The sequence below is a fragment of the Anaerosolibacter carboniphilus genome (assembly GCF_014205875.1).
GTDB classification, from domain to species: Bacteria; Bacillota; Clostridia; order Peptostreptococcales; family Thermotaleaceae; genus Anaerosolibacter; species Anaerosolibacter carboniphilus.
In genome coordinates, this window is record NZ_JACHEN010000036.1 from 13434 (window position 1) to 39729 (window position 26296).

At 36.7% G+C, this 26296-nt stretch carries 24 protein-coding genes; 22 read left to right on the forward strand and 2 right to left on the reverse strand.

The window, feature by feature from the left end; translation table 11 throughout:
• Positions 1 to 274 precede the first annotated feature (274 nt).
• The 13 genes from HNQ80_RS21720 to HNQ80_RS21780 all read left to right on the forward strand — a co-directional run bounded on the left by HNQ80_RS21720 (position 275) and on the right by HNQ80_RS21780 (position 14864).
• Complete coding sequence (locus HNQ80_RS21720) at positions 275 to 706, forward strand: MarR family winged helix-turn-helix transcriptional regulator (protein WP_184312781.1); 432 nt, start codon at positions 275 to 277, stop codon at positions 704 to 706.
• Between the two features lie 32 nt (positions 707 to 738).
• Positions 739 to 963: a FeoA family protein gene (locus HNQ80_RS21725; protein WP_184312782.1), complete on the forward strand. Its 225-nt coding sequence runs from the start codon at positions 739 to 741 to the stop codon at positions 961 to 963.
• Positions 964 to 1004: 41 nt separating this feature from the next.
• Entirely contained in the window at positions 1005 to 2891 is a 1887-nt protein-coding gene (locus HNQ80_RS21730) for a heavy metal translocating P-type ATPase (RefSeq protein WP_184312783.1), read from the forward strand.
• Positions 2892 to 3350: 459 nt separating this feature from the next.
• Positions 3351 to 4133: an FUSC family protein gene (locus tag HNQ80_RS21735; RefSeq protein ID WP_243183491.1), complete on the forward strand. Its 783-nt coding sequence runs from the start codon at positions 3351 to 3353 to the stop codon at positions 4131 to 4133.
• 238 nt (positions 4134 to 4371) lie between these two features.
• Positions 4372 to 6186, forward strand: a complete 1815-nt coding sequence (gene ftsH / locus HNQ80_RS21740) for an ATP-dependent zinc metalloprotease FtsH (RefSeq protein WP_184312785.1) — start codon at positions 4372 to 4374, stop codon at positions 6184 to 6186.
• 51 nt (positions 6187 to 6237) lie between these two features.
• Complete coding sequence (locus tag HNQ80_RS21745; protein WP_184312786.1) at positions 6238 to 7701, forward strand: sensor histidine kinase; 1464 nt, start codon at positions 6238 to 6240, stop codon at positions 7699 to 7701.
• Positions 7698 to 8387: a response regulator transcription factor gene (locus HNQ80_RS21750; RefSeq protein WP_184312787.1), complete on the forward strand. Its 690-nt coding sequence runs from the start codon at positions 7698 to 7700 to the stop codon at positions 8385 to 8387. Before HNQ80_RS21745 ends, HNQ80_RS21750 begins: the two co-directional genes overlap by 4 nt.
• Positions 8388 to 8454: 67 nt before the next feature.
• Positions 8455 to 8784, forward strand: coding sequence for a hypothetical protein (locus HNQ80_RS21755; RefSeq protein ID WP_184312788.1), 330 nt, complete (start codon positions 8455 to 8457; stop codon positions 8782 to 8784).
• A gap of 193 nt (positions 8785 to 8977) precedes the next feature.
• Positions 8978 to 10717: a methyl-accepting chemotaxis protein gene (locus tag HNQ80_RS21760; RefSeq protein ID WP_184312789.1), complete on the forward strand. Its 1740-nt coding sequence runs from the start codon at positions 8978 to 8980 to the stop codon at positions 10715 to 10717.
• A gap of 652 nt (positions 10718 to 11369) precedes the next feature.
• Positions 11370 to 11561: a LysM peptidoglycan-binding domain-containing protein gene (locus HNQ80_RS21765; RefSeq protein WP_243183487.1), complete on the forward strand. Its 192-nt coding sequence runs from the start codon at positions 11370 to 11372 to the stop codon at positions 11559 to 11561.
• A gap of 178 nt (positions 11562 to 11739) precedes the next feature.
• Positions 11740 to 12678 carry a hypothetical protein gene (locus HNQ80_RS21770; protein ID WP_184312791.1) on the forward strand — a complete coding sequence of 313 codons (939 nt, stop codon included), beginning with the start codon at positions 11740 to 11742 and terminating at the stop codon, positions 12676 to 12678.
• 283 nt (positions 12679 to 12961) lie between these two features.
• Positions 12962 to 13336 (forward strand): BlaI/MecI/CopY family transcriptional regulator, encoded by a 375-nt coding sequence (locus HNQ80_RS21775; RefSeq protein ID WP_184312792.1) that lies wholly within the window; start codon positions 12962 to 12964, stop codon positions 13334 to 13336.
• Positions 13337 to 13352: 16 nt separating this feature from the next.
• The gene (locus HNQ80_RS21780) at positions 13353 to 14864 is read left to right on the forward strand and encodes a M56 family metallopeptidase (RefSeq protein ID WP_184312793.1); all 1512 of its coding nucleotides are present in this window, start codon (positions 13353 to 13355) and stop codon (positions 14862 to 14864) included.
• A gap of 242 nt (positions 14865 to 15106) precedes the next feature.
• Here the strand turns inward: HNQ80_RS21780 and HNQ80_RS21785 are convergent, their stop codons facing one another.
• Entirely contained in the window at positions 15107 to 15748 is a 642-nt protein-coding gene (locus HNQ80_RS21785; protein WP_184312794.1) for a lactate utilization protein, read from the reverse strand.
• Between the two features lie 307 nt (positions 15749 to 16055).
• Here HNQ80_RS21785 and HNQ80_RS21790 point away from each other — a divergent pair, with 307 nt between their 5' ends.
• From HNQ80_RS21790 to HNQ80_RS21810, 4 genes are all read left to right on the forward strand, one after another.
• Entirely contained in the window at positions 16056 to 17075 is a 1020-nt protein-coding gene (locus HNQ80_RS21790; protein ID WP_184312795.1) for an alpha-hydroxy-acid oxidizing protein, read from the forward strand.
• A 240-nt stretch (positions 17076 to 17315) separates the two neighbouring features.
• Complete coding sequence (locus tag HNQ80_RS21795) at positions 17316 to 18470, forward strand: polysaccharide deacetylase family protein (protein WP_184312796.1); 1155 nt, start codon at positions 17316 to 17318, stop codon at positions 18468 to 18470.
• 689 nt (positions 18471 to 19159) lie between these two features.
• Complete coding sequence (locus HNQ80_RS26105; protein ID WP_279289026.1) at positions 19160 to 19912, forward strand: HD-GYP domain-containing protein; 753 nt, start codon at positions 19160 to 19162, stop codon at positions 19910 to 19912.
• A 471-nt stretch (positions 19913 to 20383) separates the two neighbouring features.
• Positions 20384 to 21670 carry a glycosyl hydrolase family 18 protein gene (locus HNQ80_RS21810; RefSeq protein ID WP_330602989.1) on the forward strand — a complete coding sequence of 429 codons (1287 nt, stop codon included), beginning with the start codon at positions 20384 to 20386 and terminating at the stop codon, positions 21668 to 21670.
• Between the two features lie 150 nt (positions 21671 to 21820).
• On the opposite strand, the gene HNQ80_RS21815 is transcribed toward HNQ80_RS21810, so the two are convergent.
• On the reverse strand, positions 21821 to 22027 hold the full coding sequence (locus tag HNQ80_RS21815; protein ID WP_184312799.1) for a DUF1657 domain-containing protein: 207 nt from the start codon (positions 22025 to 22027) through the stop codon (positions 21821 to 21823).
• Between the two features lie 153 nt (positions 22028 to 22180).
• Between HNQ80_RS21815 and HNQ80_RS21820 the strand changes: the two genes are divergently transcribed.
• The 5 genes from HNQ80_RS21820 to HNQ80_RS21840 all read left to right on the forward strand — a co-directional run bounded on the left by HNQ80_RS21820 (position 22181) and on the right by HNQ80_RS21840 (position 26212).
• On the forward strand, positions 22181 to 22390 hold the full coding sequence (locus HNQ80_RS21820; RefSeq protein ID WP_184312800.1) for an alpha/beta-type small acid-soluble spore protein: 210 nt from the start codon (positions 22181 to 22183) through the stop codon (positions 22388 to 22390).
• A gap of 206 nt (positions 22391 to 22596) precedes the next feature.
• Entirely contained in the window at positions 22597 to 23217 is a 621-nt protein-coding gene (locus HNQ80_RS21825) for a HutD/Ves family protein (RefSeq protein ID WP_184312801.1), read from the forward strand.
• Between the two features lie 108 nt (positions 23218 to 23325).
• Positions 23326 to 24024, forward strand: a complete 699-nt coding sequence (locus HNQ80_RS21830; RefSeq protein WP_184312802.1) for a Crp/Fnr family transcriptional regulator — start codon at positions 23326 to 23328, stop codon at positions 24022 to 24024.
• Between the two features lie 18 nt (positions 24025 to 24042).
• Positions 24043 to 24471 (forward strand): DMT family transporter, encoded by a 429-nt coding sequence (locus tag HNQ80_RS21835; protein WP_184312803.1) that lies wholly within the window; start codon positions 24043 to 24045, stop codon positions 24469 to 24471.
• A gap of 565 nt (positions 24472 to 25036) precedes the next feature.
• Complete coding sequence (locus HNQ80_RS21840; RefSeq protein WP_184312804.1) at positions 25037 to 26212, forward strand: ABC transporter substrate-binding protein; 1176 nt, start codon at positions 25037 to 25039, stop codon at positions 26210 to 26212.
• Positions 26213 to 26296 lie beyond the last annotated feature (84 nt).

Consider the following 26296-nt stretch of genomic DNA (forward strand, 5'->3'; position numbering starts at 1 on the left):
AATATTTTGAATGATAGAGATTCAAAAAATACTACGAATATTTTTCCCTGTGGTAGCATTATACCACATTAAATAGGAAATACTTGCTAAATATCTTTCATAGAGTTACGAAAGTTACTTCATTAATATCTTATCTGGCTCCTCTCTATATCGATTTTATCCTTTCATATTAAATTTTTATTGGCAATCGAAACTATTTATGGTACTATTAGTTTGAAATTCAAAATATATTATTATCAAATATTATTATTTTCAAAAGGAGATGTTAATCGATATGAAATCCTCTAATGAATTTATTAAAGAGCTAACGGATGAGCTGCTATATTTTTTTAATGGGTTTTCATCTTGGGAAAGTTCTGTAATCAAAAGCAGCGAGTTGACCGTCTCAGAAGCTCATGCCATTGAAATACTAGGATCATATGGCAAAATGAACATGAAAGAGTTGGCAGGGAAATTAGGTGTAACCACAGGAACGACCACGGTAACCGTAGACAGGCTGGAAAAAAAGAAATATGCACAACGAGAGTTTACCAAGGAAGACCGACGGGTTATTTTGATTAGTTTAACGGAAAAGGGAGTTGAAGCGGCTAAGGAACACCATAAATACCATATTGACTTGACAGAACAAATGATGTCTTCTCTTTCGGAAGATGAAGTGAATCAATTATTTAATATTCTTAGGAAAATAAATAAGGATACCTTTTAAAAATTATTTTAATAGATAGGAGATGATTATTTGTGGAAAAAACATTAAAAGACTTAAAGATTGGTGAAAAAGGCATTGTTGCAAAATTGATGGGCAGTGGAGCTATAAAAGGAAAGATGCTGGCTATGGGAATATTACCGGGAGCAGAAATCATGGTGAATGCAGTAGCACCTTTTGGTGATCCAGTTGAAGTAAGTATTCGGGGTTATAAATTATCTTTAAGAAGCTTGGAGGCAGAAACGATTATCATGAAGTAGAGCTCGATCGTATAAATGAAAGAAATTGTGGGTGAGAAAATATGATAACATTTAACATTAAAAAATATTTTATTGAAGAAGAAAGTCGCACCATTGTTTTGACTGTTTTGTCGGGCATATTTCTTCTAATAAGCTGGTTTGGATGGCTTAGAGACATACTGCCATTTGATGTTGCTTGGGTTAGTATCATAATTAGTGGGACTCCCATTATTCGTGGCGCTGTGATCGGGCTTCTTACAAGATTTGATATAAAGGCCGGTGTACTTGTCGGTATAGCACTTATAGCTTCTGTAGTAATAGGAGAATATTTTGCAGCTGGCGAAGTCGCATTTATCATGATGTTAGGTGAGATATTGGAGAATCGGACCGTTAGAAAGGCTCAAGAAGGTATAAAAAGGTTAATTCAACTATCTCCTGAAACTGGAAGGATCAGAACATCATCAGGTGAAAAAAAGATTTCAGTAGAAGAAATACAAGTAGGCGATATTCTTCTGATTAAACCAGGAGAATCCATCCCAATAGATGGCGTAATTGTCAGCGGTAAATCGACAATTAATCAATCCATTATTACGGGGGAATCCATGCCTGTTGATAAAACAGTTGGAGATGAAGTATTTGTAGGTACTTTAAATCAGTTAGGGGCTATTGAAGTAAAAGCTACGAAGGTTGGAAAGGATACTTCATTGGCAAAATTAATAAGACTTGTAAAAGATGCTGAGAACAAGAAAGCTCCTGTAGTTAGGTTGGCCGATAAAATGGCAACGATTATTGTCCCTTTAGCCTTGTTTTTATCCATAATTACTTATATGATTACAGGTGATATTACCAGGGCGGTTACCATTCTCGTTGTTTTCTGCCCGTGCGCATTAGTATTGGCAACCCCTACTGCTATCATGGCAGGCATCGGAAATGCTGCAAGAAACGGTATTCTTATAAAGAGTGGCGAAGTAATGGAGAAGCTAGGTAAAATCGATACGATTACTTTTGATAAAACCGGGACGATCACTTATGGAAAACCTGAAGTAACGGATATCATTGGTCTTAATGAAAATTATACAGAAGATGATATATTGAAGCTGGCGGCAATAGCGGAAAAATTTTCTGAGCATCCATTAGGTAAAGTAATCTATAAAAAAGCCAAAGAAACTTCTTTAAATATTCCTGATCCTCAGCAATTTAGTATTCAGTTAGGTCAAGGTGTTGTTTCAGAGATCGAAGGAAAGAAAGTATTAGTAGGAAATCTAAAACTGCTTAAAGAAAATGATATTGAAGTTGCAAATGAGTATATAGAAAAGATAGCATATTTTGAACGCCAAGGGAAAACAGTAATGATTGTAACGATTGAGGATCGAATCATTGGTTTGATAAACGTTGCAGACAAAATAAAGAACAATGTAGAAGAAACTATTTTGAATATCAGAAAAATAGGCATTGAAAATATTCTTCTTCTAACAGGCGATAATAAGAATGCGGCTGCATGGATAGCTGCCAAAGCTGGAATTAAAGAAATTTATGCTGAACAATTACCAGAAGATAAAGTAACTGTCATTGAGTCTCAAACAAGAGATAATAAGAAAGTATGTATGATTGGAGACGGAATAAATGATGCTCCTGCACTGGCAAGGTCAGATGTTGGAATCGGAATCGCCATGGGCGCATTAGGTGCAGATGTTGCAGTAGAAACTGCGGATATTGCTTTAATGTCTGATGATATAAGTAAAATTTCTGAACTATTCATTCTATCAAGGAAGGTACTTCATACAATAAAAATCAATATTGCTTTATCTTTGGCCATTAATTTTGGAGCCATATTGCTAGCTGCGTTAGGCATAATAGATCCGATCATTGGAGCATTAATACATAACTTAGGTTCAATTCTTGTAGTTGCAAGTTCTGCAACTTTAATAAAGTACAAAACAACGATTTAACACTATAAATGATGAATAATATGTGTATCAAACGAATCGCTAAGTGTTATGTAACACGATATATTCATAAAGTGGGTAGATATGAGGATGTCTACCCGCTTTTTCTTTTGTATGGGATTTGCATCGACGCTCCTACTCACAAAAAACAGAACCGTTCTAAGGGTTGATTCATAAAGATAATCAGATACAGCTGTATACTTTTAATGCCAACTTAACGAAATATTAATTTCTTTGTTTGGGAATAATATCCATATTAATGGACATTTTACAAATTATAAGTGCCTCAAAAATATGGTCAAGTTAAAATATTGCAGAAAGTTTCGCGCAGATACACAGGCATAAAAGAATGCGTTAAAGAGAGCTAGACTAGGGTATTATGAATTTGTAATGAATTTTAAATAGATAAGAGGTATGGAAATGGTAAAAAGGGCAATGACAATAAAGCTCCCTAAAATAGGAATGAGAAGCATAAAAACCTTGATTGGAATTTTTTTAGCTATCCTTATAAGTAATATACTAAAATTCGATTCCCCGTTATATGCTACTTTAGCGGTATTTTTTTGTATGCAAAGCTCGATCATAGAATCATCTGAAATGGCGATAAAAAGGAGTCTAGGAACCACAATCGGTGGAATATTCTCGCTGATCTATTTGTTGCTTATGCCTGAAAATATATATATGATCCCTTTTGGAATACTGGGAATTATCTATTTATGCAACCTGATAGACAAGAGAGATATGATATCTACAGCGGGCGTAGTATTTTTAATTATAAGCTTTAGAATAAACGCAGGAAAAAATTTCGATACGGTGGCTTATGTTATAGATAGGTTATTAGCAACCTTTGTAGGCATTATCATAGCGATTTTTGTAAATTATTATATAAAGCCGCCAAACCCATTTGAAAAACTTAACGAATTAAACATTGAGATGATAGAATTTATAAATAAAAATGTAAGTGAAGAAGAGAATTTTAGAAAAGCAAAAAATTTAGAGGAGTATAGGCTAAAAATCCATGAGTTTAGGAATATCATCGAATTCTACCATAAAGAGATCAATAGCAAACGGCATAACTTGGATATCAAATACTATATGCGGCATTTAACTTTATTCAGAACGGCCTATAGTCATATATTTATCCTAAACGCGAAGAAAGAAGACATGAGTATTGATATAAAACAATACCATATAGAGAACTTAATGAATATCAAAGAAGAATTGAATAAAGTAAGCTGTGATTAATTGAAAAGGTTAAAGCTGTAATAAAGAAAAAGATTCGTTTCAGTAATTTCTGAATTTTTTATAGACGAATCTTTTTTCTAACTTTTTTGAGTCCTCATCTGTTGGCACAGAAGTTAGATACTAGACCTTTCGTGAAAGTTTAGAAATATTTAAGATTTTATTTATGTGAGTTTTAGAATTGTATTCTATAATTGAAGAATAGAATAAAGGCTAATGCTGAAAAGGGGGAGATGGCGACATGAAAGAACAAAAAAATCCTAAAATGCCGATTATTTATTATTATATAGCAGCACTGATTGTTGTATTGCTTTTAAATGCTTTCGTTTTTCCACTATTGTTAAAGCAAGAGATTACTCAGGTTGATTATGGCACATTTCTAACACAAATAGAAAATGGAAAGGTAAAAGTTGTAGAGATAGAGGAGAATCAAATCGCATTTGTTGCGAAAGACAAAGATGGCAAAGAGAATATATATGTAACAGGGCGTATGGACGATCCAGGGCTAGTCGATCGCCTTCATAATGCAAAAGTTCAGTTTTCTAAGGTTATTCCAAAAGAAAATTCGCCACTTTTAAATCTTATACTGACGTGGATTGTTCCAATCATTATTTTTATGGGAATTGGGCAGATATTTGCAAATTCTATGCAGAAGAGAATGGGTGGCAATGCCATGACCTTTGGAAAGAGCAATGCGAAGATTTATGTTGAAGCTCAGACAGGAAAGACCTTTGCTGATGTTGCTGGTCAGGATGAAGCGAAGGAAGCGCTTACTGAAATCGTTGATTTTCTGCACAATCCAAGTAAGTATAAAGAAATAGGTGCCATTATGCCTAAGGGTGCTTTACTTGTAGGACCTCCTGGAACTGGTAAAACACTTCTTGCAAAAGCTGTTGCTGGGGAGGCAAAAGTACCTTTCTTCTCCATTTCAGGATCTGAGTTTGTTGAAATGTTTGTAGGTATGGGAGCTGCAAGAGTACGTGATCTCTTTAAACAGGCTCAGCAAAAGGCTCCTTGTATCGTATTTATCGATGAGATTGATACGATCGGTAAAAAACGTGATAATGGTGGTTTAGGGGGAAATGATGAGAGGGAGCAGACCTTGAATCAGCTATTGACAGAAATGGATGGATTCAATGGAGAAAAGGGTGTTGTGATCCTTGCAGCAACCAATCGGCCTGAATCTTTAGATAAGGCATTACTTCGTCCGGGAAGGTTTGACCGTCGTGTTCCTGTAGAATTACCTGATCTAGCAGGACGTGAAGCAATTTTAAAAGTTCATGCCCAAAAAATAAAATTAGATAAGGATATTGATCTCAATGCGATAGCAAGAGCAAGTTCAGGGGCATCAGGCGCAGAGCTTGCCAACATTATAAACGAAGGAGCACTTCGCGCAGTAAAATGCGGCCGCAAGTATGTAACACAAAATGATTTGGAAGAGGCAGTAGAAGTAGTAGTTGCTGGATATCAGCGAAAAGGTGCGGTTGTTTCGCCAAAAGAAAAGCAAATTATTGCATACCATGAAATCGGACACGCAATTGTTGCTGCAAAACAGACGGAATCCTCACCCGTACACAAGATAACAATTATTCCTCGTACATCGGGTGCTCTCGGCTATACCATGCAGATATCTGAAGGAGAAAATGTACTGATGACGAAAGAGGAAGCATTCAATAAAATTGCAACCTATACGGGTGGTCGTGCTGCAGAAGAGCTGATTTTTGGAACGTACACTTCTGGTGCTTCTAACGATATCGAGCAGGCGACGAAGATTGCAAGAATGATGGTAACACGCTTGGGGATGAGTAGAAATTTTGATATGATGGCACTGGAGACAGTTTCTAATCAATATCTTGGAGGAGATTCCTCTTTAATATGTTCACAGGAAACGGCGTCAAAAATTGATGAAGAAGTACTTGATATCATCAAAAAAGCCCATGAAAAAGCCATTAACATATTAAAGGACAATATGGATAAACTTCATGAACTATCCAGATATCTAATTGAAAGAGAAACCATAACAGGGGATGAGTTTATGAGTGTTTTATCTAGATAGCCTTGCTATAGGATATAATAATTGGTGATTCGATGAAAGGAACGGATGAAGATGACAATTATAAAGCGATTAAGATTATCCTACGCTGCCATGCTGATGATTCCTATTATCTTGACAATCATTGCGGGGGGACTAATCAGCAGTATATCAGTTTCTGATGAAAACTATAAGATACTAAAACAGAGAAATCTTAGTAAAGAGCTTCTAAATTTGAATCAGCAAGCTTCTTGGATAGTAAATAGGCAGATATTGGATAATCCTGATAGCTTTATGGAAGTGAGCTATATAGAAAAAATACAAAGAGAAATTGGCATCAAGAATGCAGGGCTAATCGTTAGAAAAGATAATACGATTCTACACGTACCAGACTTTTTAGAGAATAAAGAAGAGCAGATCAGACTCATGCCATTTAAAAGCACAACGATGGATGAGATGAAGCCGCTAAACAGGCAAGAAGACATTATTTATGTAAGGCTACAAGACTTTTATTTTAGCGATCAAAGTGAAGGCAGTGTATATCTTGTGTTTGATACCATACCTCTAAGGAAAGAGTTTTCTCAATTACAATCTTCTTTGATAATTTTTGCCATCTTAATAATGATGAGTACAAATGGAATACTGACGTTACTTGTATATCGAAGTATCATGAAACCTTTAGGGGAATTGAAACATGCATCAAATGCAATAAAAGAAGGCAATTATGATTATCGTATTCAAAATGTTTTTAAGGATGAGTTTGGGGAGGTTATTTCGTCCTTTGAAGCAATGAGGGAACAACTAAAAGAATCATTACAAATACAGCATCAATATGAGGAAAATCGAAAGATACTCCTTACCCATATATCTCACGATCTAAAAACACCGATTACTTCGATTAAAGGATATATTGAAGGCATTAAAGATGGTGTAGCCGATACGCCAGAAAAAATGAAGAAGTATATTGATACAATTTACCGAAAAGCTAAGGATATGAATGAATTAATCGACGATCTGTTTCTCTTTTCTAAATTGGATTTGCAGAAATACAGTTTTGATTTTAGAGTTCTTGATATTGTCCATTATATGAAAGATATAGTAGAAGAACTGCAATTTGATCTGCAAAAGAAAGGTATCGTGTTAGATTTAGAACATCCTATGAAGGAATTAACAGTAATGGGAGATGGGAACAATTTGAGAAGGGTCATTACGAATATTATTGATAATTCTATCAAATATGCAGGACATGATCAAATCCGTATTTTTATCAATATAAAAGAGATGACAGATCAAGTGCTTATTGAAATTCGAGATAATGGAAAAGGAATCTCCAAAGAAGCACAACCTTTCGTTTTTGATGAATTTTATAGAGCTGATCCATCCAGAAATATGAATACCTATGGCAGTGGATTAGGACTATCGATTATTAAGAAAATCATCGAAGAACATGGGGGAGAGATTTGGATGGAAAGTGAACTCAACCATGGCACAAGCATTTTCTTTACATTGAGAAAAGCGGCGAAGGAGGAAGTCATATGAAGAAAATATTGATTATAGAAGATGATATTAGCATTGCAGAGTTGCAAAAAGACTATTTAGAGGTCAGTCAATTTCAAGTAGACATAGAAACCACAGGGGATGAAGGACTAAGAAAGGCATTAGATCATCCTTATGATTTGATTATTCTAGATCTCATGCTGCCAGGTAAGGATGGTTTTGAAATCTGTAAACAGATTCGATTAAAGAAGGATATACCAATATTAATGGTATCTGCCAAAAAGGAAGACATTGATAAGATACGGGGATTTGGGCTGGGAGCAGATGACTATATAACGAAGCCCTTTAGTCCGAGTGAGCTAGTTGCAAGGGTGAGAGCTCACATTTCAAGATTTGAGAGGTTGACCTCTAGTGATGAAGGCAAAACACATCAAATTGTCATTGGCGAATTAAGTATAGATAGAGTTTCTAGGAGAGTTTATGTAAATCAAGAAGAAAAGTTGCTAACCACAAAGGAATTTGATCTGTTATGTTTATTGGCTCAAAACCCAGAAAGGGTGTTTAGCAAGGAGGAAATTTTTGAAAAAATATGGGGATGGGAGTCATTTGGAGACATCGCAACTGTAGTGGTGCACATCAGAAAGATTCGAGAAAAAATTGAGAGGGACCCATCAAATCCGAGATATATTGAAACCCTTTGGGGATCCGGGTATAGATTAAAGGCATAAATACGAGGAAAAAACGGACTGGTTTCAGCAGATAATAAATGAAATGATAGTTGAAAGGGGGATTTTGATGAATACATTTGTTCAATTTGTATGGATCCTTGCGCTGTACATGTTGGTTAGTCGAGTTTTTGGAAAGATTGTACAAGCAGGAGCTAATTCATCAAAAGAAAATGAAAGAACAGTCAATGGGTTAGAGAAAAATGAAGATTTAGCAAAAGAAATTCGCACACAAAGTGAGAGCATAATAGAAGTGGTAAAGGACGCATATTGCGAGGCATATATTCCAAAAGAAAAGGCATATCAGGTGATAGATGAAGACGGTACAGTACATTATTTCTGTAGTTGGGATTGCAGACAGAAATATATACAAGCCCATGAACACATAAAAGCATCTTAGATCACCAAGCAAAGAGGACTTTCTAGGGCTGTAGATCATTAGTTTCGTATGAAAGGTCTATGTCCTAGGATCAGTCCTCTTATCTAATACATAGAAATGCAAAGTCAGTCTTTATATCATAGTGGTTAAGCAGGAAGACGATGAATCAAATACCTTTGATAACATCAAAGGAAACTACGAGGGGTGACAGGATATGTCTTTATTAAAAAAGAAAAAGCCAACAACTATGCGTAAAAAATGGACAAAGAACATCATGATGTTAGTATCTTCCATATTCATCTGCTTTGGTATCTTTCTATTTATTATGGTACAGAAGGGAACTACACAAGTGATACATATGGCATTTACGATCATGGAGAATGTAATCACCCAGGAATTAGCAGAGGAAGATCTAGAAAAATTAATAGCTGAGAAAGATACACAAAATGAAGGATATAAAGCCCTGGATGAGCAACTTACGCTGCTACATAAAAAGGCAGGAGAGTTTATTCCTAGTCTATATTTAGTCATAAAAGATAAGAATGGAGATTGGGTGTATTTGATAGACAAAGGCAATTCTCAAGGAAATGAAATCGGAGCGCCTTATCAATGGCAAGAGGATCAAGAGCAGCAAGATATTATGGATGGCAAAATCTATTTATCGCCTTTGAGACAAGACTTTATAGAGCAAAAGGCAATGTTGTCTGTTGGAATACCGATTAAGGAGAAGGATGTGGCTGCGGGGTTCTTAGGACTAGATATCAATGCCAGCGTCTTAATAAAGTTTCAATTCATACTAATAGCAGCATTGATTCTTATGATGTTATTGGCGCTGCTTTTCATTTGGTTCATTGTAAAAGCTATGACGAAAAAACAGACCCAGTCTATTGTTGTATTAACTGAAAAAATGAAGGAATTAACAAGTTTAGGCGGAGATTTGACCCAGAGGATTGAAATACAGAGCATGGATGAGATCGGGGAATTAGCGGGATATACGAATCAGATGTTGGATACAATTCAATCTCTTATACAAAAAATCAATCAATCCTTTTCGGAGTTACGCTTGACGAGCCAGGAATTCGCAAGTGCATTTCAGGAAACCGCCACTGATTTTGAAGTGATTGATGGAAACATCGTCAATATGGTAAATCGGATGACAGAGCAAACAGAAGGTACAACTACTGTGGCCAATCGTATGGTGGATATCCATAGTGCAGTTAACGAAGTTGCAGAATACATACAATCTGTTGCAGTGGAAGCTGTACAGACAGAAAAAAACACCTCTGAAGGGAATCGAATCGTTAAAGTAATGAAGGAACATGTGGAGAATGTCGTGAATACCGCAGATGATATGGCTAGTATGGTAAGGAATTTGGGTAACAAGTCAAAAGAGATCAATGGAATTGTTGATACGATTACTTCGATCGCCAATCAAACCAATCTTCTTGCTTTAAATGCATCTATTGAGGCAGCAAGAGCTGGAGAACACGGAAAGGGATTTGCAGTTGTTGCAGGTGAGGTTCGAAAGTTAGCGGAGGAGTCAGCCAAATCAGCAGAAGGAATTTCTAAGCTTATTCATGAAATTATGAACGGAATTGAAGGCACACAACTTTTGATGAAAGATGTTTCCAGAAAGACCAATGAAGAAAAGGATCACATGAGATTGCTCGAAGAAAAATTTGGACAGATCAATGAATCTTTTCATCGTGTCTCTGAGATGGTAACTGAATTATCTGGATCTTCTGAGGAGATCGCTGCAAATAGTACATTGGTATCCAATGAAATAGTGGCGCTAAGTAGTAAATCAGAAGCCAATATGGACACTGTTCAAGAAGTGAGTGATCTACTGAATAAAGAATTGAAAGTTGTTCAACAAATGGTAGCAACCATGACTCAACTGGAGCAAACTACAAAAAATGTGAGCGATAGCCTAAATAATTTAAAAGTAGACTAGTTATTGAAAACAATTTTGGTGGGAAACAGATTAGTAGAGCTTTAGAAGGGGACATGGTTCCTTTGAATATATTGATAGGATAATATTGACTGGGAAAAATTTTTATTCAAAGTTTGCTATAGGATATATATTCATAATCGTAGATTGATGTGTGGCAAAATTATGCAAGGATGAGGTTAAGCTTGGTAGGGGCGAACAGTGTTCGCCAGTAGACCGCAGATATCATCTTACTTGTCATCCTGAACGATAGTGAAGGATCTGTACTTATTACTTCCTTTAGATACTTCGCTGTGCTCAGTATGACACGATCTAGGGGGTGACACACATACTTCATATACAGGCGAACAATGTTCGCCCCTACGTTTTTTTCTAACCTTAACCGTTACCCCTTAACCTACGTGATTAATTGTGGCGTAATATTTATTAACTGCGGAATTAACCTATTTAGGCATGAAACAAGGGTAGACTAAAAACATATGAAATCTCTGTAAACTTCTTTAATAAAGCCTAACAAATAAGAACTATAGAGTGTATTTTATATCTCTATAGTTCTTTCATATTATATCTAGTCTATAGTTTAAAGCTTTACTAACATTCCTTCGGGCAATTGAATATTATGTATAGAATGAATTGTTTAAAGGGGGATTGTTTCATGCCGAATGGTTATGAATATATTTATATTGTTCAGCAAGGAGACACGCTATATTCAATTGCAAAACGATTTGATACGACAATAGAGCAAATTATGAGATTGAATCATCTAGATAATCCATTAATAATGGTAGGTCAGCGACTATTAATCCCAGACCGAGCATTATACTATGGTAGCACAAGCATTGTTTAAAATGATAGTAAGTTGGATAATTCCAACCGATACATTTAGCAGTTTTACAACTCGCGTGGTGCTTATCAAAGAAACGCAAATTTTGGGTATACAATAATTATTGAGAAATTGCCCTTTGTAATACAGGGAAGGAATTCGAACCCCAAAAAGCGAATAAAATACAAAAAGGGGGAAGAATATGAGCACAAATTTAAATAATGAAATACTAGCAGTAAAGAAAAAGATATTGGAAAAGGAAAGAACACTGCGATTACTGGAAAAGACAAAGCAGCAGCTAAATATTGAGCAGGCGAGAAAAGAAGAATTATATGAAAAATTCATTCGAGAAAGAAAAGATGTAGAAGCGCTAGAGGGAATCACTTTGACAAACTTATTCGCTACGATCTTAGGCACAAAAGAGGAGAAATTGGATAAGGAAAAGCAAGAATTTTTAGCTGCAAAACTGAAATATGATGAAGCTAACAACGGGATAACCCAATTAAATAGTGTGTTATCTGAACTGAAGCAGGAATTGAATGCATTTGGCGATCCCGATCTGGAATATGAAAAATTGATTGAGAGAAAAATGGAGTTGTTTAAGGGGAATAGAGAATTTGATGACAGCATTTTTATGTGGGAAGAGGAGAAGTCTCAGGTAGAGCATACTATCAAGGAATTACAGGAAGCACGGTCAGCAGGAATAGAACTTGTTGATAGGCTGAGGAAGGTAGAGAACGAGCTGAAATCAGCCAGCGGATGGGGAACTTGGGATATGCTTGGAGGTGGCTTGATTGCAACGATGGCGAAGCATTCTAAGATTGATGAAGCCAAGGAAACGATGGCACAGGCTCAGTTTTTAGCGAAACGTTTTGAAAGAGAATTAGCTGACATCGGTGAGAATATGGCTTTTGACATAGAAATTGGTTCCTTTGCTACCTTTGCGGATTACTTTTTTGATGGATTGATTGCTGATTGGGTAGTGCAGGATCGTATTCATGAATCGTTGAGCCGAGTAGAGCAAATGGGTAGCAAGGTAGAACTCTTGCTGACGAGAATCTCCAAGGGGATAAAGGAAATGGAGGAAAAAGCGAAAGATATTGATGAAGAAATTAAAAAGTTTGTTGAAGGCATGCAGTAATCTGTTCTTTGGTGGAAAAGCATCATCCCAGAATTTTCGTAAAAAAACCTTTACAAACTCTTTTTTATAATATTTTTTGAGAATATCAAATGGACTGATTGAAGGTCATGGGTAGAGTACTATTTAGCCATGACTTTTTCTTTTTAGTATTCTTAAAATAGAAATTTGACCATTTATAACCTGGAAATTTTAGAATTTATTTTAGTAAAAGAACTTGACATTGAAAGATTACACGCATAATATTTAATTAAATATTATGCGTGTAATCCAAGGAGGCAGTGGTATGAAGAAGATTCCACAAATATCTGATGCAGAGTGGGAGATTATGAAGATTGTCTGGAGTAATCCTAAAATAACAGCAAATCAAGTGATAGAAATGCTTGGTGATGATGTGACATGGAAGCCTAAAACAGTGAAAGCCTTGATCAATAGGCTGCTGAATAAAGGAGCCATTGGATATGAAAAGGATGGCAGATCCTATTTATACTATCCCTTGGTTTCAGAAAAAGATTGTGTAAAGGCAGAGAGTGAGTCTTTTCTCAATAAAGTATTTAATGGCTCCTTCAGTCTAATGATGGCAAATTTTCTAGAAAAGGTTGAGTTGTCTCCTGAAGATATTGAAGAATTAAAGCAAATGCTCGATGAAGGTAAAAAGTAGAATGGGGGAGTAGGATGTGAACATTACTTCAATTTTTGAATGGATACTGCTTTCTTCCTCCATGACGAGCGTATTGGTAATTCTGATTCTATTGGTTAAGTCAGTTCTCAAAGATAAGATAGGTGCTGGATGGCATTATTCTATATGGTTTTTAATGATTTTGAAATTGACCATACCCTATGCACCCACCAGTGCATTCAGCGTATTTAACCTCATTCCCCTCTTTACAAGGAGTACATCATTAACCAAGGATGGTTCTCTGGGAATCATTGATGGCTTAGAGGTTATGGAGGTTTCTCAGGAGAAAGTTGCTTTCTTTGGAGAGACACTGCTCGGACGATCTATTGAGAGATTTGGCGAATCTAGTATTATTTTATTCCATAAGATTTCGGACAAAACAAATTTCCTAAATGTACTTGCTGTGTTTTGGTTAAGTGGCTGTATGATTCTCTTATTACGCGCAATTCTTTACAATCTTCAGCTATATAGGAAAATTACTAAAGAAAGTTCTTATCATACAGGAGACGTTTACCATATCCTTGATGAATGTAAGAAAGTGATGGGGATAGGAGAAGACATTCCGCTTATTCTTACGGAGCACGTGCAGATGCCAGCACTTTTCGGTTTCATCAAACCGAAGATATTAATTCCCACGGCTTTGTTTGGAAGACTTTCAAAGGATGATTTTAAATATATTATGCTGCATGAGCTTTCTCACTTGAAAAGAAAAGATATCCTTGTGAATTGGATCATATTCTTGTTACAGACCCTTCATTGGTTTAATCCTATATTGAGGTATGGATTCAAAAGAATGAAGCAGGATTGTGAGGTAGCTTGTGATACAAAGGCTCTCTCCTATATTGAAGTTGACGAATACAAAAACTATGGATATACGATTATCAATCTTTTAAAGGTATTTTCAAAACCCTGCTGGATACCAGGCCTTACAGGCTTATTAACTGACAAAAACCATGTAAAGCGAAGAATCCACATGATTTGTAGGCTTGAACAGCCATCCTGGAAGTACAAGGTGATATCTATATGCCTTGTGGTCATGATAGCAGTTACTGGATTTACAAATGCCGAAATGAAAATGGGTGTGAATGAAGATACACTATCTTCAAGAGAAAAAGCAGCGATATTCTCTGAAATGAAAACAGGCATAAAGGGAAAAGGACTTATCATTACTTTGAATCAAACACCAAAAACGGAGCACATCCAGTTGATGATAGAAGAACTGGTCAGGGTGAGGGCCGCGGCAATCTCCATCAATGATATAAGAATTATGGATCCAACAGATGTGAAAAGTGACGAGAACGGATTGCATATAAAAAGTCGATATTTTACAGCTCCTTATACAGTCAAGGCTGTGGGGCATCCAAATACATTAAGAAGTGAGATTAACGAGCCCAAGGGTTCTGTAATTCATCTATATAGATCTGGTGTTGATTTTTCAATAGAAAGTATGCAGGACATCTTTATTCCTAAGGAGTATACTATTATTGAAAATCTGTTAAGCTTAATCTAAAGATTGAAAGAATTAGAATCAGAAGATTTGTGCAGAAATAGAGAATCACTTTTTTATCTTAGGAAAGAAGAGAGAGGCTGGAAGGGAAATAAAAATTTGTATTTCTTCCAAACTCTCTCTTTAAGTTTCCAACCATTACTGAATGATAATATCTCCAGCGTTACTTTATTTATTCATAGATATATAAGGCAGGATCATCTTATCTTTCTGCTGAATTAATACGACAATTCATTCCCAAAATGCTAAAAGCCGAGTTCTTCTCCAACCATAAAAATATGGATATCTGAGGCTGGTGGACGCTTGTGCAATACGGTAGTGATATTGCAAAGCCGTGTAGGGCCTTGACAATCCATACACTGCCCTGTATGCACACAGGGATTAGGACGATTCAATCGCTTGTTATTAAGAGGTGCAGCTGTCATTCGAATACGCTCCTCTGCTTCTTCGAGGCTTTTTACGATTTTGTTTGTTCCTGCAATGACAATAACTTTCTTAGGGCCAAAGATCATGGCTGCCACTCTGTTACCCGTAGCATCTGTATTCACGAGGCGACCATCCTCTATGATTGCGTTAGTGCTTGTAAGAAATACATCGCAGGTCAACTGTTTGCGGCGGGTTTCCAATATTTCCTCGGGTGTCAGGCCTGGTTTGTGGTGACAGAAGACCATATTTCCTCGTCCTTCCAACATTTCAACCAGTTGAAGCTGCTGTATAGTCCAAGACCCTGCAATTCCAACAGTTGCATTAGAAGGAATCGTGGAAATGATTTGTTCAACTGTTTCTTGCGCTGTGTTATAAAAGACAGCATTGAACCTATTCTTTTGCAATGCATCAACTACTTTTCTTCCAAGTTTCTCCTGATTTGCTTTCCTTTGTTCACTCATGGGTATTCCTCCTATGTATATCAGTTTGACAAATTTACTAGGTATCCTTTGGGCAATAGCCTAGTGAATCGTTATATTAAATGTACCATGCTACGTCGAATTTGTAAAATAGGGGACATCGTTCTGTTTTGATTTTGAGTATGTATAGCGCCTACATCATATTATCGATTTATTACATCTTATACAGAGAATCCTACCAATAACATTGAAAGGCTTGACAGTGAATATCATAAAGAATAAAATAAATAAAAATAATTTAGGAAGTCTAAATATTAGATTTACAATACATATGTGTGGAGGGATCGAGATGGATTTTAGAGAGGTAATGGAAAGTGCCAAGAAAATTGAAGGTTTTAAATGCAGAGTTTGTGGACAATGTAATGGTAAGGTCTGTAAAGGAGAAATCCCTGGTGTAGGAGGGAAAGGTTCTGGCTCAGGTTTTATACGAAATTTTGACAAATTAAACGATATCAAATTGAACATGGACACCATTTACGCAGCTGAGAAGGTAGATACTTCCATTGAGTTATTTGGAAAGAAGTTTCAATTCCCAATCTTTGCAGCACCTATTGGTGGTTTGGTGGCTTGTTATGGTGAGAAGCTTACGGACTATGAATATTCAAAGGCCATTGTGGATGGATGTAAGGAAGCTGGCATCGTGGGCTTTACAGGGGATGGAGTAAAGGATGAGTTTTTCTTAAATCCTGTCAAGGCCATCGAAGAAAATGGTGGATGGGGAATACCTACCATCAAACCATGGAGAAAAGATGAAGTGATTGAACGACTTCGTGCCGCTGAAAAGGCAGGTGTAGCAGCTGTGGCCATGGATATTGATGCAGCTGGACTGGCAATTTTGGCCATGGCTGGAAAGCCAGTTAGTCCAAAATCCGTAGAAGAATTAAAGGAGATTATTGGCGCTACCCATTTACCTTTTATCATTAAGGGAATCATGACTGTTAAAGGAGCACTGAAAGCTCTGGAAGCAGGGGCGTATGGTATCGTAATTTCAAACCATGGTGGTAGAGTGTTGGATCATACACCTGCTACTGTAGAAGTACTTCCAGAGATTGTAAAGGCGGTACAGGGAAGAATGAAGATATTTATCGATGGTGGAATCCGGACAGGACTGGACGTGCTAAAGGTTTTAGCCCTTGGAGCAGACGGCGTATTGATTGGACGTCCCTATGCTGTAGCGGCCTATGGTGGGGGTGCTGAAGGGGTAGCTGCCTATACCAAGAAACTAGGTGCTGAACTGGCGGAAGGTATGGTAATGACAGGCTGTAATTCTCTGAAGGATATTCATGAAGATATTATTTTTAAAGGTTAAACAAGAGATTAGGTATATCTGGAGGAGCGTTTCAAGAAGATTCTCCCCTCTTTTTTGGATCAGATTCTATAGAGATAACAAGTCTAAAAAAATAAAACTTTTTTGCATAACAATTTAAAATGAGTTCGTTAAGAACTCATTTTAAATTGTTATTTATTTCAATCTCTATTTCCTTGTCCTGGTGAAATAATAAATATATGAGCGACAAAGATAATTTTTTGCTGGGAAAGGAAAATCCATATGAAAAAAACAGCTTTGCTTTTGATGATATGCACCATTGTTTTCTTTCCTGTTGAAAGCTATGGACATCAAGAAGATCTCAATAAATTTATTTTTATTGTTGTCAATGATCAACTGATTTCCTTTGAAGATGTGTATCCTGAAGTAAAAGATGGTAGTACCTATATTCCTGTACGTTTTTTTGCTGAGGCCATGGGGGCGGAGGTAAGGTGGGAAAGCGAATCTAATAGTGTATATATCACAAAGGATGAAAAAGAGATTATATTGGATATCCCCTTAAAGACCTTGATTACTGATGGGGGCATCATCATGACAGATTGTGTTTATATTAAGCATAATCGGATCATGGTTCCCTTCAAGATTATAGCAAAATGCTTTGGATATAATGTTGCATATATCTCCACAGGACCCATCGCAAGGGCTAAAAACAGTGATGCGCAAATGACGGATGAAGAAGTATATTTTCACTTGCAAAATACATTAACGAAAGAAAAGGAAAAAATGATATTGACCATAAGAAATCGTGAAAGGGAAGAATTTAGGCTGCGGTATAAAATAGCCTATATTACCTTTGATGATGGTCCTTCTATCTATACGGAAAAGCTGCTTCAAATTTTAGATCAATATAGTGCGAAAGCAACCTTTTTTATGCTGTCAGATCGAATTAAGAATTACTCTGGAGCTGTAAAAAGGGTAGCTGAAGAGGGAAATGCCATCGGACTTCATGGTGTAACCCATGATGTAAAGAAAATTTATAGATCCCCATCTATTTTAGTATCTGAAATGAATGAGTGCAATAATGCTTTACAAATGGTTACAGGAATTCGGACGACTCTTATTCGGGTGCCTTATGGAAGCAAACCGCATATGACAGAGAAATTTCGAGAGGCTGTTCTTCGTGAAGGCTATAAGATGTGGGATTGGAATGTAGATAGTAAGGATAGTGAAGCAGACTATGTTTCTCCTTCTGTCATCCTACAAAATGTAAAGGAGCAGGTTGCAAGACGTAATGTGCCTATTATATTACTTCATGAAAGGCAATCTACTGTAGAAGCTCTTCCAAAGATTTTAGAGCATTTAAAACAAGAGGGATACATTCTAATTCCAATTGATGGAGATCAGAAACCCTATAGCTTTTGGAAAGATATGTATTAGCAAGTAGAGATTCATAAAAATATCATAATTAGAACTAGGGAGAATGCATCGTTGGCAGGCTCTCTTTTTTTATTGTCTAAGAGAGTATAAATCTTAAGTAAGCTCAAATTAAGTAAGCACAATGGATGTAGGGATTGAGAAAACCAAACAATAAAAAATAGGGGTTGTAGGGGATGAAATCCCCTGCCGTACTAAGGAGGGTGCTCAGACTGCGATAGCAGTCGTCGAAGGGAACCTAGGGTTCCCTAGCGAAAGCGCCCTTAGGCGTTTTTTTTTATAGTAGAAGGAATAAAATGAAATTTAGAGTCGAAAATAGGAGGAAAAAATAGAAAAATGTCAAATAACAGTTAAGATAGGAAAGAATTGTGTGTGTTGACGAATCAGAACGCGTGGAGGACAGAAATGTGAGCACGAAATATGTGGCTATATACGATTTACGCGATGGTGATATTCTTGCGGAGGATATTCACAGCGAACAGGGAATGCTAATCATAGCTGGAAATGTTACAGTCAATGGATACATCAAAAAAAGATTATTAGATTTAGGTATTTCTGCTGCTTGGATATATAGCAAAAATGTGCGTGAGGGCCAATCAAATTCTTACGAAACAACAAAGTCAGTCTACCTGACCAGTGTTCTAAAATATAAAAGGTTAGTGAATGACTTGGCGAAAGGCAATCCATTTCGAATGGAAGAAATAAAGCATGTGGCAGATTTACTGTACAGTCAAATCAACAATGCCTATTATATTATTAAAAACCTTAATGAATTAAATCACTTTGACGAATATACATATAGTCATAGTGTTGCTGTAGCTTTCTATGCCATGTTAATCGGTAAATGGCTAAAATATTCTACTTCAAAAATAAAGGATTTAATTCTTGCAGGATTGCTTCATGATATAGGTAAGATTAAGATACCTCAAAGTATCTTGAATAAACCAGGAAAATTATTGCCTGATGAGTATGAGGAGGTTAAGAAGCATGTAAGCTATGGCTACGATATTATGCAATCTATTGGTCAAGTATCAAGCACTATAAAGGACGCAATTCTGACTCACCACGAAAGGGAAGATGGGTCAGGATATCCTTTCGGGCTAAAGAGTGATTTAATTAGTAAAGAAGCAAAGATCATTGCTATTGCTGATGTTTACGATGCGGTTACCTCAAACCGGGTCTATCAGAAAAAAATAAATCCTTTTTCGGCATTTCTTATGTTCAAGATAGAAGGAATCCAGACTTTTGATATAGCTATCTTAAACAAATTTTTGAATAATATTTCCAGTTATTATATCGGAGAAAAGGCTTTATTGAATAACGGCAATCAAGCTGAAATTGTTTTTGTTTGTCCCAATTATATTGGTAGACCTGTGATCCGAATAGGTGAGGATTATGTTGATTTGTCTCAAGTGAAAGAGCTAGAAATTATAGAGATTATATAAACATTAATAGTCGAAGCAAATAAATGGATAAAAGACAGAGGATGGGTGTTCATCTTCTGTCTTTTATTTATAAAGAATTGTGAAGTTTGGAGGCACATTCTATTTGTAGGTTTTGTATAGACTTGATGCACAGCTTATCGTTTAGGGATGCAGAGCTTCTGTCCAACAAAGAGGGTATAAGGATTAATGTGTGGATTTGCTTTAATGATAAGAAGCGCTGATGTATTAAATGTTCTTGCAATTTTAAAGAGATTATCTCCCTCTTGGATTATATATGGAGTTGTATTTGGAGAGCATTGATGGCGATGCAGAGAAATGGACATGGCTTCACCTTCTTTTTATGTTTCAATATCAATTTATGTCATGAGAATGAGATGTGTTATTGTGTTGAAAAAGAAATTAAGTTTCAAAAGTATACACAAACATTTCATCCCAACATATAGTGAATTGAGACTATGTAGTGAGGTGAGTATGTTGATTATTCATGTTGTGAAACCGGGTGAAAGTGTATATAGCATTGCACAGCGTTATGGCGTTTCTCCAGAAAAGATCATTGCTGATAATGAATTGAGCGAACCTGGTCGTTTGGTTGTGGGGCAGACCCTTGTGATCTTAGAGGGGCAGCGGCGTCATACTGTACTGCCAGGTCAGTCACCTTATGGTATTGCTAGGCAATATGGGATTACAGTAAATGAACTTATTGCGGCAAATCCTGAATTAGGAAGAACAGGTGTGATTTATCCGGGCCAGGTGCTTATTATACCATCAAGAACAGCGAAAAGGGGTACGATTGAAGTCAATGGATATGCATTTCCCAATATTAATATGGATGTGCTTAGAAAGACGCTGCCAAATCTGACTTATCTCAGTATATTCAGCTATGAAGTGAATCCGGATGGAACCCTTCGTACTATCAATGATACACCGCTGATTCAAGCTGCCCGAGCTGCCAATGTAGCACCACTGATGGTGATTACAAATCTAGAAGCAGGAGGAGGCTTCAGCAGCGAGGTAGCAAAAGCTATACTAACCAATAATGATGTGCAGGAAAGACTTATTGCCAATGTGCTGGAGACTTTGCGGACGAAGAATTATTACGGATTGGATATTGACTTTGAATATATCTATCCTGAAAATCGAGAAGACTATAACAACTTCATAAGAAAGGTCACAAGTCGTCTCCACGATCAAGGCTATACAGTAACGATTGCCCTGGCACCAAAGATTTCGGCAGAACAGGAAGGTATTCTATATGAGGCCCACGACTATCCTGTCCTTGGTGCATTGGTAGACCACGTGATTTTGATGACCTATGAATGGGGATACACCTATAGCCCACCTATGGCTGTGGCGCCCGTTGATGAGATCAGAAGAGTATTAAACTACGCAGTATCAGCTATTCCAAGGCAAAAGATCTTAATGGGAATACCCAATTATGGTTATGATTGGACCCTACCCTATGCCAGAGGTTCAAGGGCGACTACAGTGTCCAATACAGGGGCTGTGGATCTAGCTCGGACACGAAGGGCTGCCATCGAATACGATGTAGAATCTCAGTCTCCTTTCTTCAACTATTATGATACCAATGGCAAGCAGCATGAGGTGTGGTTTGAAGATGCACGAAGCATACAGGCAAAATTGAATCTGGTTGATGAATACAACTTGGGTGGGGTTAGTTATTGGACGATTGGAAGATACTTCCCTCAAAATTGGTTGGTGTTAAACGCCCTTTATGATGTGAGAAAAGTGATTTCCTAGAAAAATGATAGATGTAGAAAAGATTAAAATATAAGATACTTCAATATTTTTAGGGGGTAGACAGGGTGCGAATGCAACAGATTTGCTACTCTGTTTTTTTTTATTGAGAAAGGAGGATAAACCTACGCATGGTCTATGCCTCCCTTTCGGTTATGACTGCTTATATTGAGGTTCTTCGCTTTGAACAAAGTCGAATCGACTTTGCAGCATTTGGGCAACATTATCCATTGTCGAAGATAACTGATTAAACATTTGCTTTGCTTGCTGATCATCTGTATCTAAAGAGAAAGACTTTAGATCTACTGCTAAGCTCTTTGCGCTGGTAAGCGCTTTTTCAATTTTACTACCTGTAGACACTTGAAACTCCTCCTTCAAAATGAAATCTATTATTGATACAAACATAGTTTGTGCATTATGGGGAAAAATATATCTAACAATATTACTGCATATTTGCAGATATTGCCGTTAGTAAGTGTTTCTTTATATAGTCTAAAAAAGAGGTGAATTTATATGAGAAGAGGGCCAGTTGATCCTAATGCAACGAAAGCGTTGCTGCAGATGAGAGAAGAAATAGCGAAAGAAATGGGTGTATCAGAGCAACTGCATCATCCTAACGGAAGTCTGACTGCTTCTGTTGAAAACATATATCTTGGAGGTCGTGTAGGCGGTAACATGACAAGAAGACTTATTGAAATAGCAGAAAAACAGCTAACAAATTAAAGATATAGGATATGAAGATGCAAAACCTGTGATGTAAGCACAGGTTTTACATCTTTTAGGCAAGGCATTATAAAAGTACAAATGCTACATGTGCATAGAGAAAAAACTTTTCATTTTATGAAAGCATAGCACGAAAAAGAATAACATGCTATGATAATGGAAAAAGAACGCATGAATCTAATTACAGAATCAAGGAGATGGTTTCATTGAAATATGAGATAGAAAAGATTGCGAAAGAAGAACAACAGACCAGTTTATGGGCGGGAGGAACAACAACACAACTGGCTATCTATCCAAAGGAAGCATTATATAGTGAACGAAACTTTTTGTGGAGATTGAGTTCAGCAAGGGTTGAAGTAGATGAGAGTATCTTTACTTCTTTGCCAGGAATTTGGAGACATATCATGATTATTGAGGGTGAGCTGAAGCTGATCCATGAAGGCCATCATAAGATTGTTCTAAATCCGTATGAAAAGGATTCTTTTGATGGGGCATGGACAACTCGAAGCTTTGGTAAGGTTACAGATTTTAATCTTATGTTGGCAGAGGGGTGCAACGGAGAACTTCGAGCTTTACATATTGATGGGGGAAACTACGCAGAAGTACACTTATCCAGCCATATAGGGGATTCAAAAACTACAGAGGCATTCTATTGTACGTGTCATCCTATTAAAATACAATTAAGCCAAAACGAAACGATTCGATTGAATCAAGGAGACTTATTGCTTGTGCATAGCCAGCCTGGAGAAGAACATAGGATTATCTATCTACAAAATTCTGGAGTAGAGAGAGCATCTGTTATACAGGCGAGGATAGTCTATAAATAATAACCAAAGAATCATAAATAATTCATGAAATAGGACATTTGTCCTTTTCTTTTTTTGCTCAGTTCTTTAAACTAAATCTATAGAAAATATTATAAAAGAGGTATTGAAATGAGGCCTATAACCGAAGGCAATTTGTTACAGACATATATTGATAGATATGATCTAAAAGAAATATTTGATAGGGAGATCGTCCGATATATGACGCTTTATGCCTTAGAAAAAGGTGAATGTATTTGCCAAAGCGGTGATGCGTTCCAGTCGATGTTTTTTTTGGTAAAGGGTAAACTAAAAGTTTATACGGTTCAAGAAAATGGAAAAGCATTGCTATTAAGATTTAATAAACCTCTGAGCATTGTAGGAGATATGGAGTTCTTGACAGGCTATCGAGCACGTTGCAATGTGGAAGCTGTGAACAAGTGTTTTCTTATAGAAATAAAATATGAATATCTTAACCAATTTTCCTATGAAGATCCAAAGTTTCTTCGTTTCCTGATAAAGCAAATATGTCATAAACTGTATACAATCTCTAATGCCACAGCATTGAATCTTTTATATCCTGTAGAGAATAGATTTGCAAGCTATCTTTTATCCACGATGGTTGATGAACAGGATGATATTCATAAGGAAGAACTGAAATCCTCTAAGTTGACAGAGGTAGCCACTCTGCTAGGCACCAGTTATCGTCATTTGAATCGTGTAATAGGCCAGCTAGAGAAAGAAGGAGTCATAACCAGAGGTAAAGGGGCTATTGTAATTCATGATATGGAGAAAATAAAGGAATTATCCTGTGGAAGTCTTTATGAATAGAAATGGAGTTGAATTTAAGTGGGAATTGTTTATTCGATTGTTGGAGGAATATTGGTTAGCTTGCAAAGCATTTTCAATACAAGGGTAAGCGAAAGAATCGGCTTATGGGAAACAACTACAGTGGTACATGGAATAGGCTTTGTCTTTTCCCTTTTAATGCTTTTATTTTGGAGAGAGGGGAATATGGGAAAAATAGCGGAAGTAAAAAAGTTGTACTTAGTGGGTGGGGCCTTTGGAGTGCTCATTGTCTATTGTGTCATGAGAGGAATTGGATTATCTGGTCCTACATTGGCAATTGGTACACTTCTTGTGGCACAGCTTATTGCCACCGTATGTATTGATACTTTCGGCTTATTTGGCGCCGAGAAGATTGCCTTTCATTTTTCGAAGCCCTTGGGTATTGTTCTTATGATTGCAGGTGTCGTAATTTTCAAAGTGAAAGGTTGACGAGACGATAAAATCATAAATTTATATCTTCCTTCATGGATGTAAAGAAGGCGTCCCCTAGCGCATTCATTTCTTTGCATCGATAAAGTCTATTGATAAAAAAAGATAAAGGCAGATTTTTTTCTGCCTTTATCTTTTTTTATTGATTTTTAAAGCGTAACGATAGGCTGTATTTAAATGATATTTAAACAAAAATTTTTGTAAAAATTTTCTGAATTTTGCAAGATTCAAAAAACAAGCTTGGTATCGTTTTCCGGGATTTGAATAATATTTCATTTATCAGAAAATTTAAAAAATCATATTGACAGAGAAATTTTTAGTGACTATAATTAGTTTTATAAATAATTTCAGTGGTTTCAAGAATGGAGCCTGAGGGAGATAGATGCTCAGGTGAGGTTGAACCTATGAAATATATGTATAAATATTATATTATATTTATATTTATACTATTCATCTTGCAGGAAAAAATGAAATTTCAATCTAAAATCATACAACGTTTATACATGAGGAAAAATTTCATGGTATTCCTGAGGAAATTAAACAATTTAAAAGAGGGGGACTCAGTATGAAAAGAAAATCATTTATTCTTATTGCAATGCTATTGATTGCAAGCTTACTCGTAACAGCTTGCGGAAGCAAGCCGGCAGAAGCACCTGCGGCAGCACCAGCTGCTGAGGAAGGACCAATCAAAATAGGAGGTATTTACCCGTTAAGTGGTGCAATTGCTACCTTCGGACAATCCTCTAAAAAAGCCCTAGATTTAGCATTTGAAGAGATCAATGCCAATGGGGGGCTTCTTGGGAGAAAAGTAGAATTTGTATTAGAAGACAATAAAAGTACACAGGCTGACTCAGCGACAGCAGCACAAAAATTAACGCAGCAGGATAAAGTTGTTGCCATCTTAGGAGCTGTAGCAAGTTCTAACTCCTTAGCAGCAGCACCAATTGCCCAGGAAGCAAAGGTGCCTATGGTATCATCTTCCTCAACAAACCCAGCAGTTACAGAAGTAGGAGAGTATATCTTTAGAGCAGCTTTCATCGACCCATTCCAAGGTCAAGTTATGGCGAACTTCGCTTCAAAAGATTTAAAAGCTATGAAAGCAGCCATTATGACCGATGCAAACAGCGATTATTCTATAGGTCTTGCAAATGTATTTAAAGATGTATTTACAAAGAATGGCGGTACAATCGTATCAGAAGTATCCTTCGTAAGTGGTGATACGGACTTTAATGCCATCTTGACAACAGTAAAAAACTCCGCTCCAGATGTGGTATTTGTACCATCTTACTATGATACAGTAGGTTTAATTCTCAACCAAGCGAAGAACAACGTAGGTTTCCTAGAAAATGTAGTATTCCTTGGTGGAGATGGTTGGGATTCACCAGCATTGTTTGAACTTGCAGGGGATGCTGCCAATGGACATTACTTTAGTAACCACTATTCACCAGACGTGGATTCTCCAGAAGTAGATAAATTCATCGAGGCATTCAAAGCAAAATACAATGAGACTCCAGATGCATTGGCTGCTCTTGCATATGATACAGCTTATATGGTTTTTGAGGCAATCAAAACTGCAGGAAGTGCTGATTCTACTGCCATCAGAGATGCTCTTACTAAGATTGAGTTAAAGGCTGTTACTGGTACAATCAAATTGAATGAGAAGAGAGACCCAGTAAAGAGTGCGGTTGTAATCAAGATTGAAGATGGAAAGCAAAAGTACTTCACAACTGTAAATCCATAAAAGAATTGAGACGAAGGTGAATGAAGAGGGGGATTGACCTACCCCTCTTTCATTTCATAGAAATAAGCGTCACGAAATCTGTAT

Coding starts and splice junctions, on each gene's coding strand:
- HNQ80_RS26105 (WP_279289026.1), top strand. CDS start 19,160: ATGGAAGAAATAAAGCATGTGGCAGATTTACTGTACAGTCAAATCAAC.
- HNQ80_RS21820 (WP_184312800.1), top strand. CDS start 22,181: ATGAGAAGAGGGCCAGTTGATCCTAATGCAACGAAAGCGTTGCTGCAG.
- HNQ80_RS21750 (WP_184312787.1), top strand. CDS start 7,698: ATGAAGAAAATATTGATTATAGAAGATGATATTAGCATTGCAGAGTTG.
- HNQ80_RS21785 (WP_184312794.1), bottom strand. CDS start 15,748: ATGAGTGAACAAAGGAAAGCAAATCAGGAGAAACTTGGAAGAAAAGTA.
- HNQ80_RS21790 (WP_184312795.1), top strand. CDS start 16,056: ATGGATTTTAGAGAGGTAATGGAAAGTGCCAAGAAAATTGAAGGTTTT.
- HNQ80_RS21745 (WP_184312786.1), top strand. CDS start 6,238: ATGACAATTATAAAGCGATTAAGATTATCCTACGCTGCCATGCTGATG.
- ftsH (WP_184312785.1), top strand. CDS start 4,372: ATGAAAGAACAAAAAAATCCTAAAATGCCGATTATTTATTATTATATA.
- HNQ80_RS21735 (WP_243183491.1), top strand. CDS start 3,351: ATGAGAAGCATAAAAACCTTGATTGGAATTTTTTTAGCTATCCTTATA.
- HNQ80_RS21765 (WP_243183487.1), top strand. CDS start 11,370: ATGCCGAATGGTTATGAATATATTTATATTGTTCAGCAAGGAGACACG.
- HNQ80_RS21775 (WP_184312792.1), top strand. CDS start 12,962: ATGAAGAAGATTCCACAAATATCTGATGCAGAGTGGGAGATTATGAAG.
- HNQ80_RS21730 (WP_184312783.1), top strand. CDS start 1,005: ATGATAACATTTAACATTAAAAAATATTTTATTGAAGAAGAAAGTCGC.
- HNQ80_RS21810 (WP_330602989.1), top strand. CDS start 20,384: ATGTTGATTATTCATGTTGTGAAACCGGGTGAAAGTGTATATAGCATT.
- HNQ80_RS21720 (WP_184312781.1), top strand. CDS start 275: ATGAAATCCTCTAATGAATTTATTAAAGAGCTAACGGATGAGCTGCTA.
- HNQ80_RS21770 (WP_184312791.1), top strand. CDS start 11,740: ATGAGCACAAATTTAAATAATGAAATACTAGCAGTAAAGAAAAAGATA.
- HNQ80_RS21755 (WP_184312788.1), top strand. CDS start 8,455: ATGAATACATTTGTTCAATTTGTATGGATCCTTGCGCTGTACATGTTG.
- HNQ80_RS21830 (WP_184312802.1), top strand. CDS start 23,326: ATGAGGCCTATAACCGAAGGCAATTTGTTACAGACATATATTGATAGA.
- HNQ80_RS21760 (WP_184312789.1), top strand. CDS start 8,978: ATGTCTTTATTAAAAAAGAAAAAGCCAACAACTATGCGTAAAAAATGG.
- HNQ80_RS21840 (WP_184312804.1), top strand. CDS start 25,037: ATGAAAAGAAAATCATTTATTCTTATTGCAATGCTATTGATTGCAAGC.
- HNQ80_RS21795 (WP_184312796.1), top strand. CDS start 17,316: ATGAAAAAAACAGCTTTGCTTTTGATGATATGCACCATTGTTTTCTTT.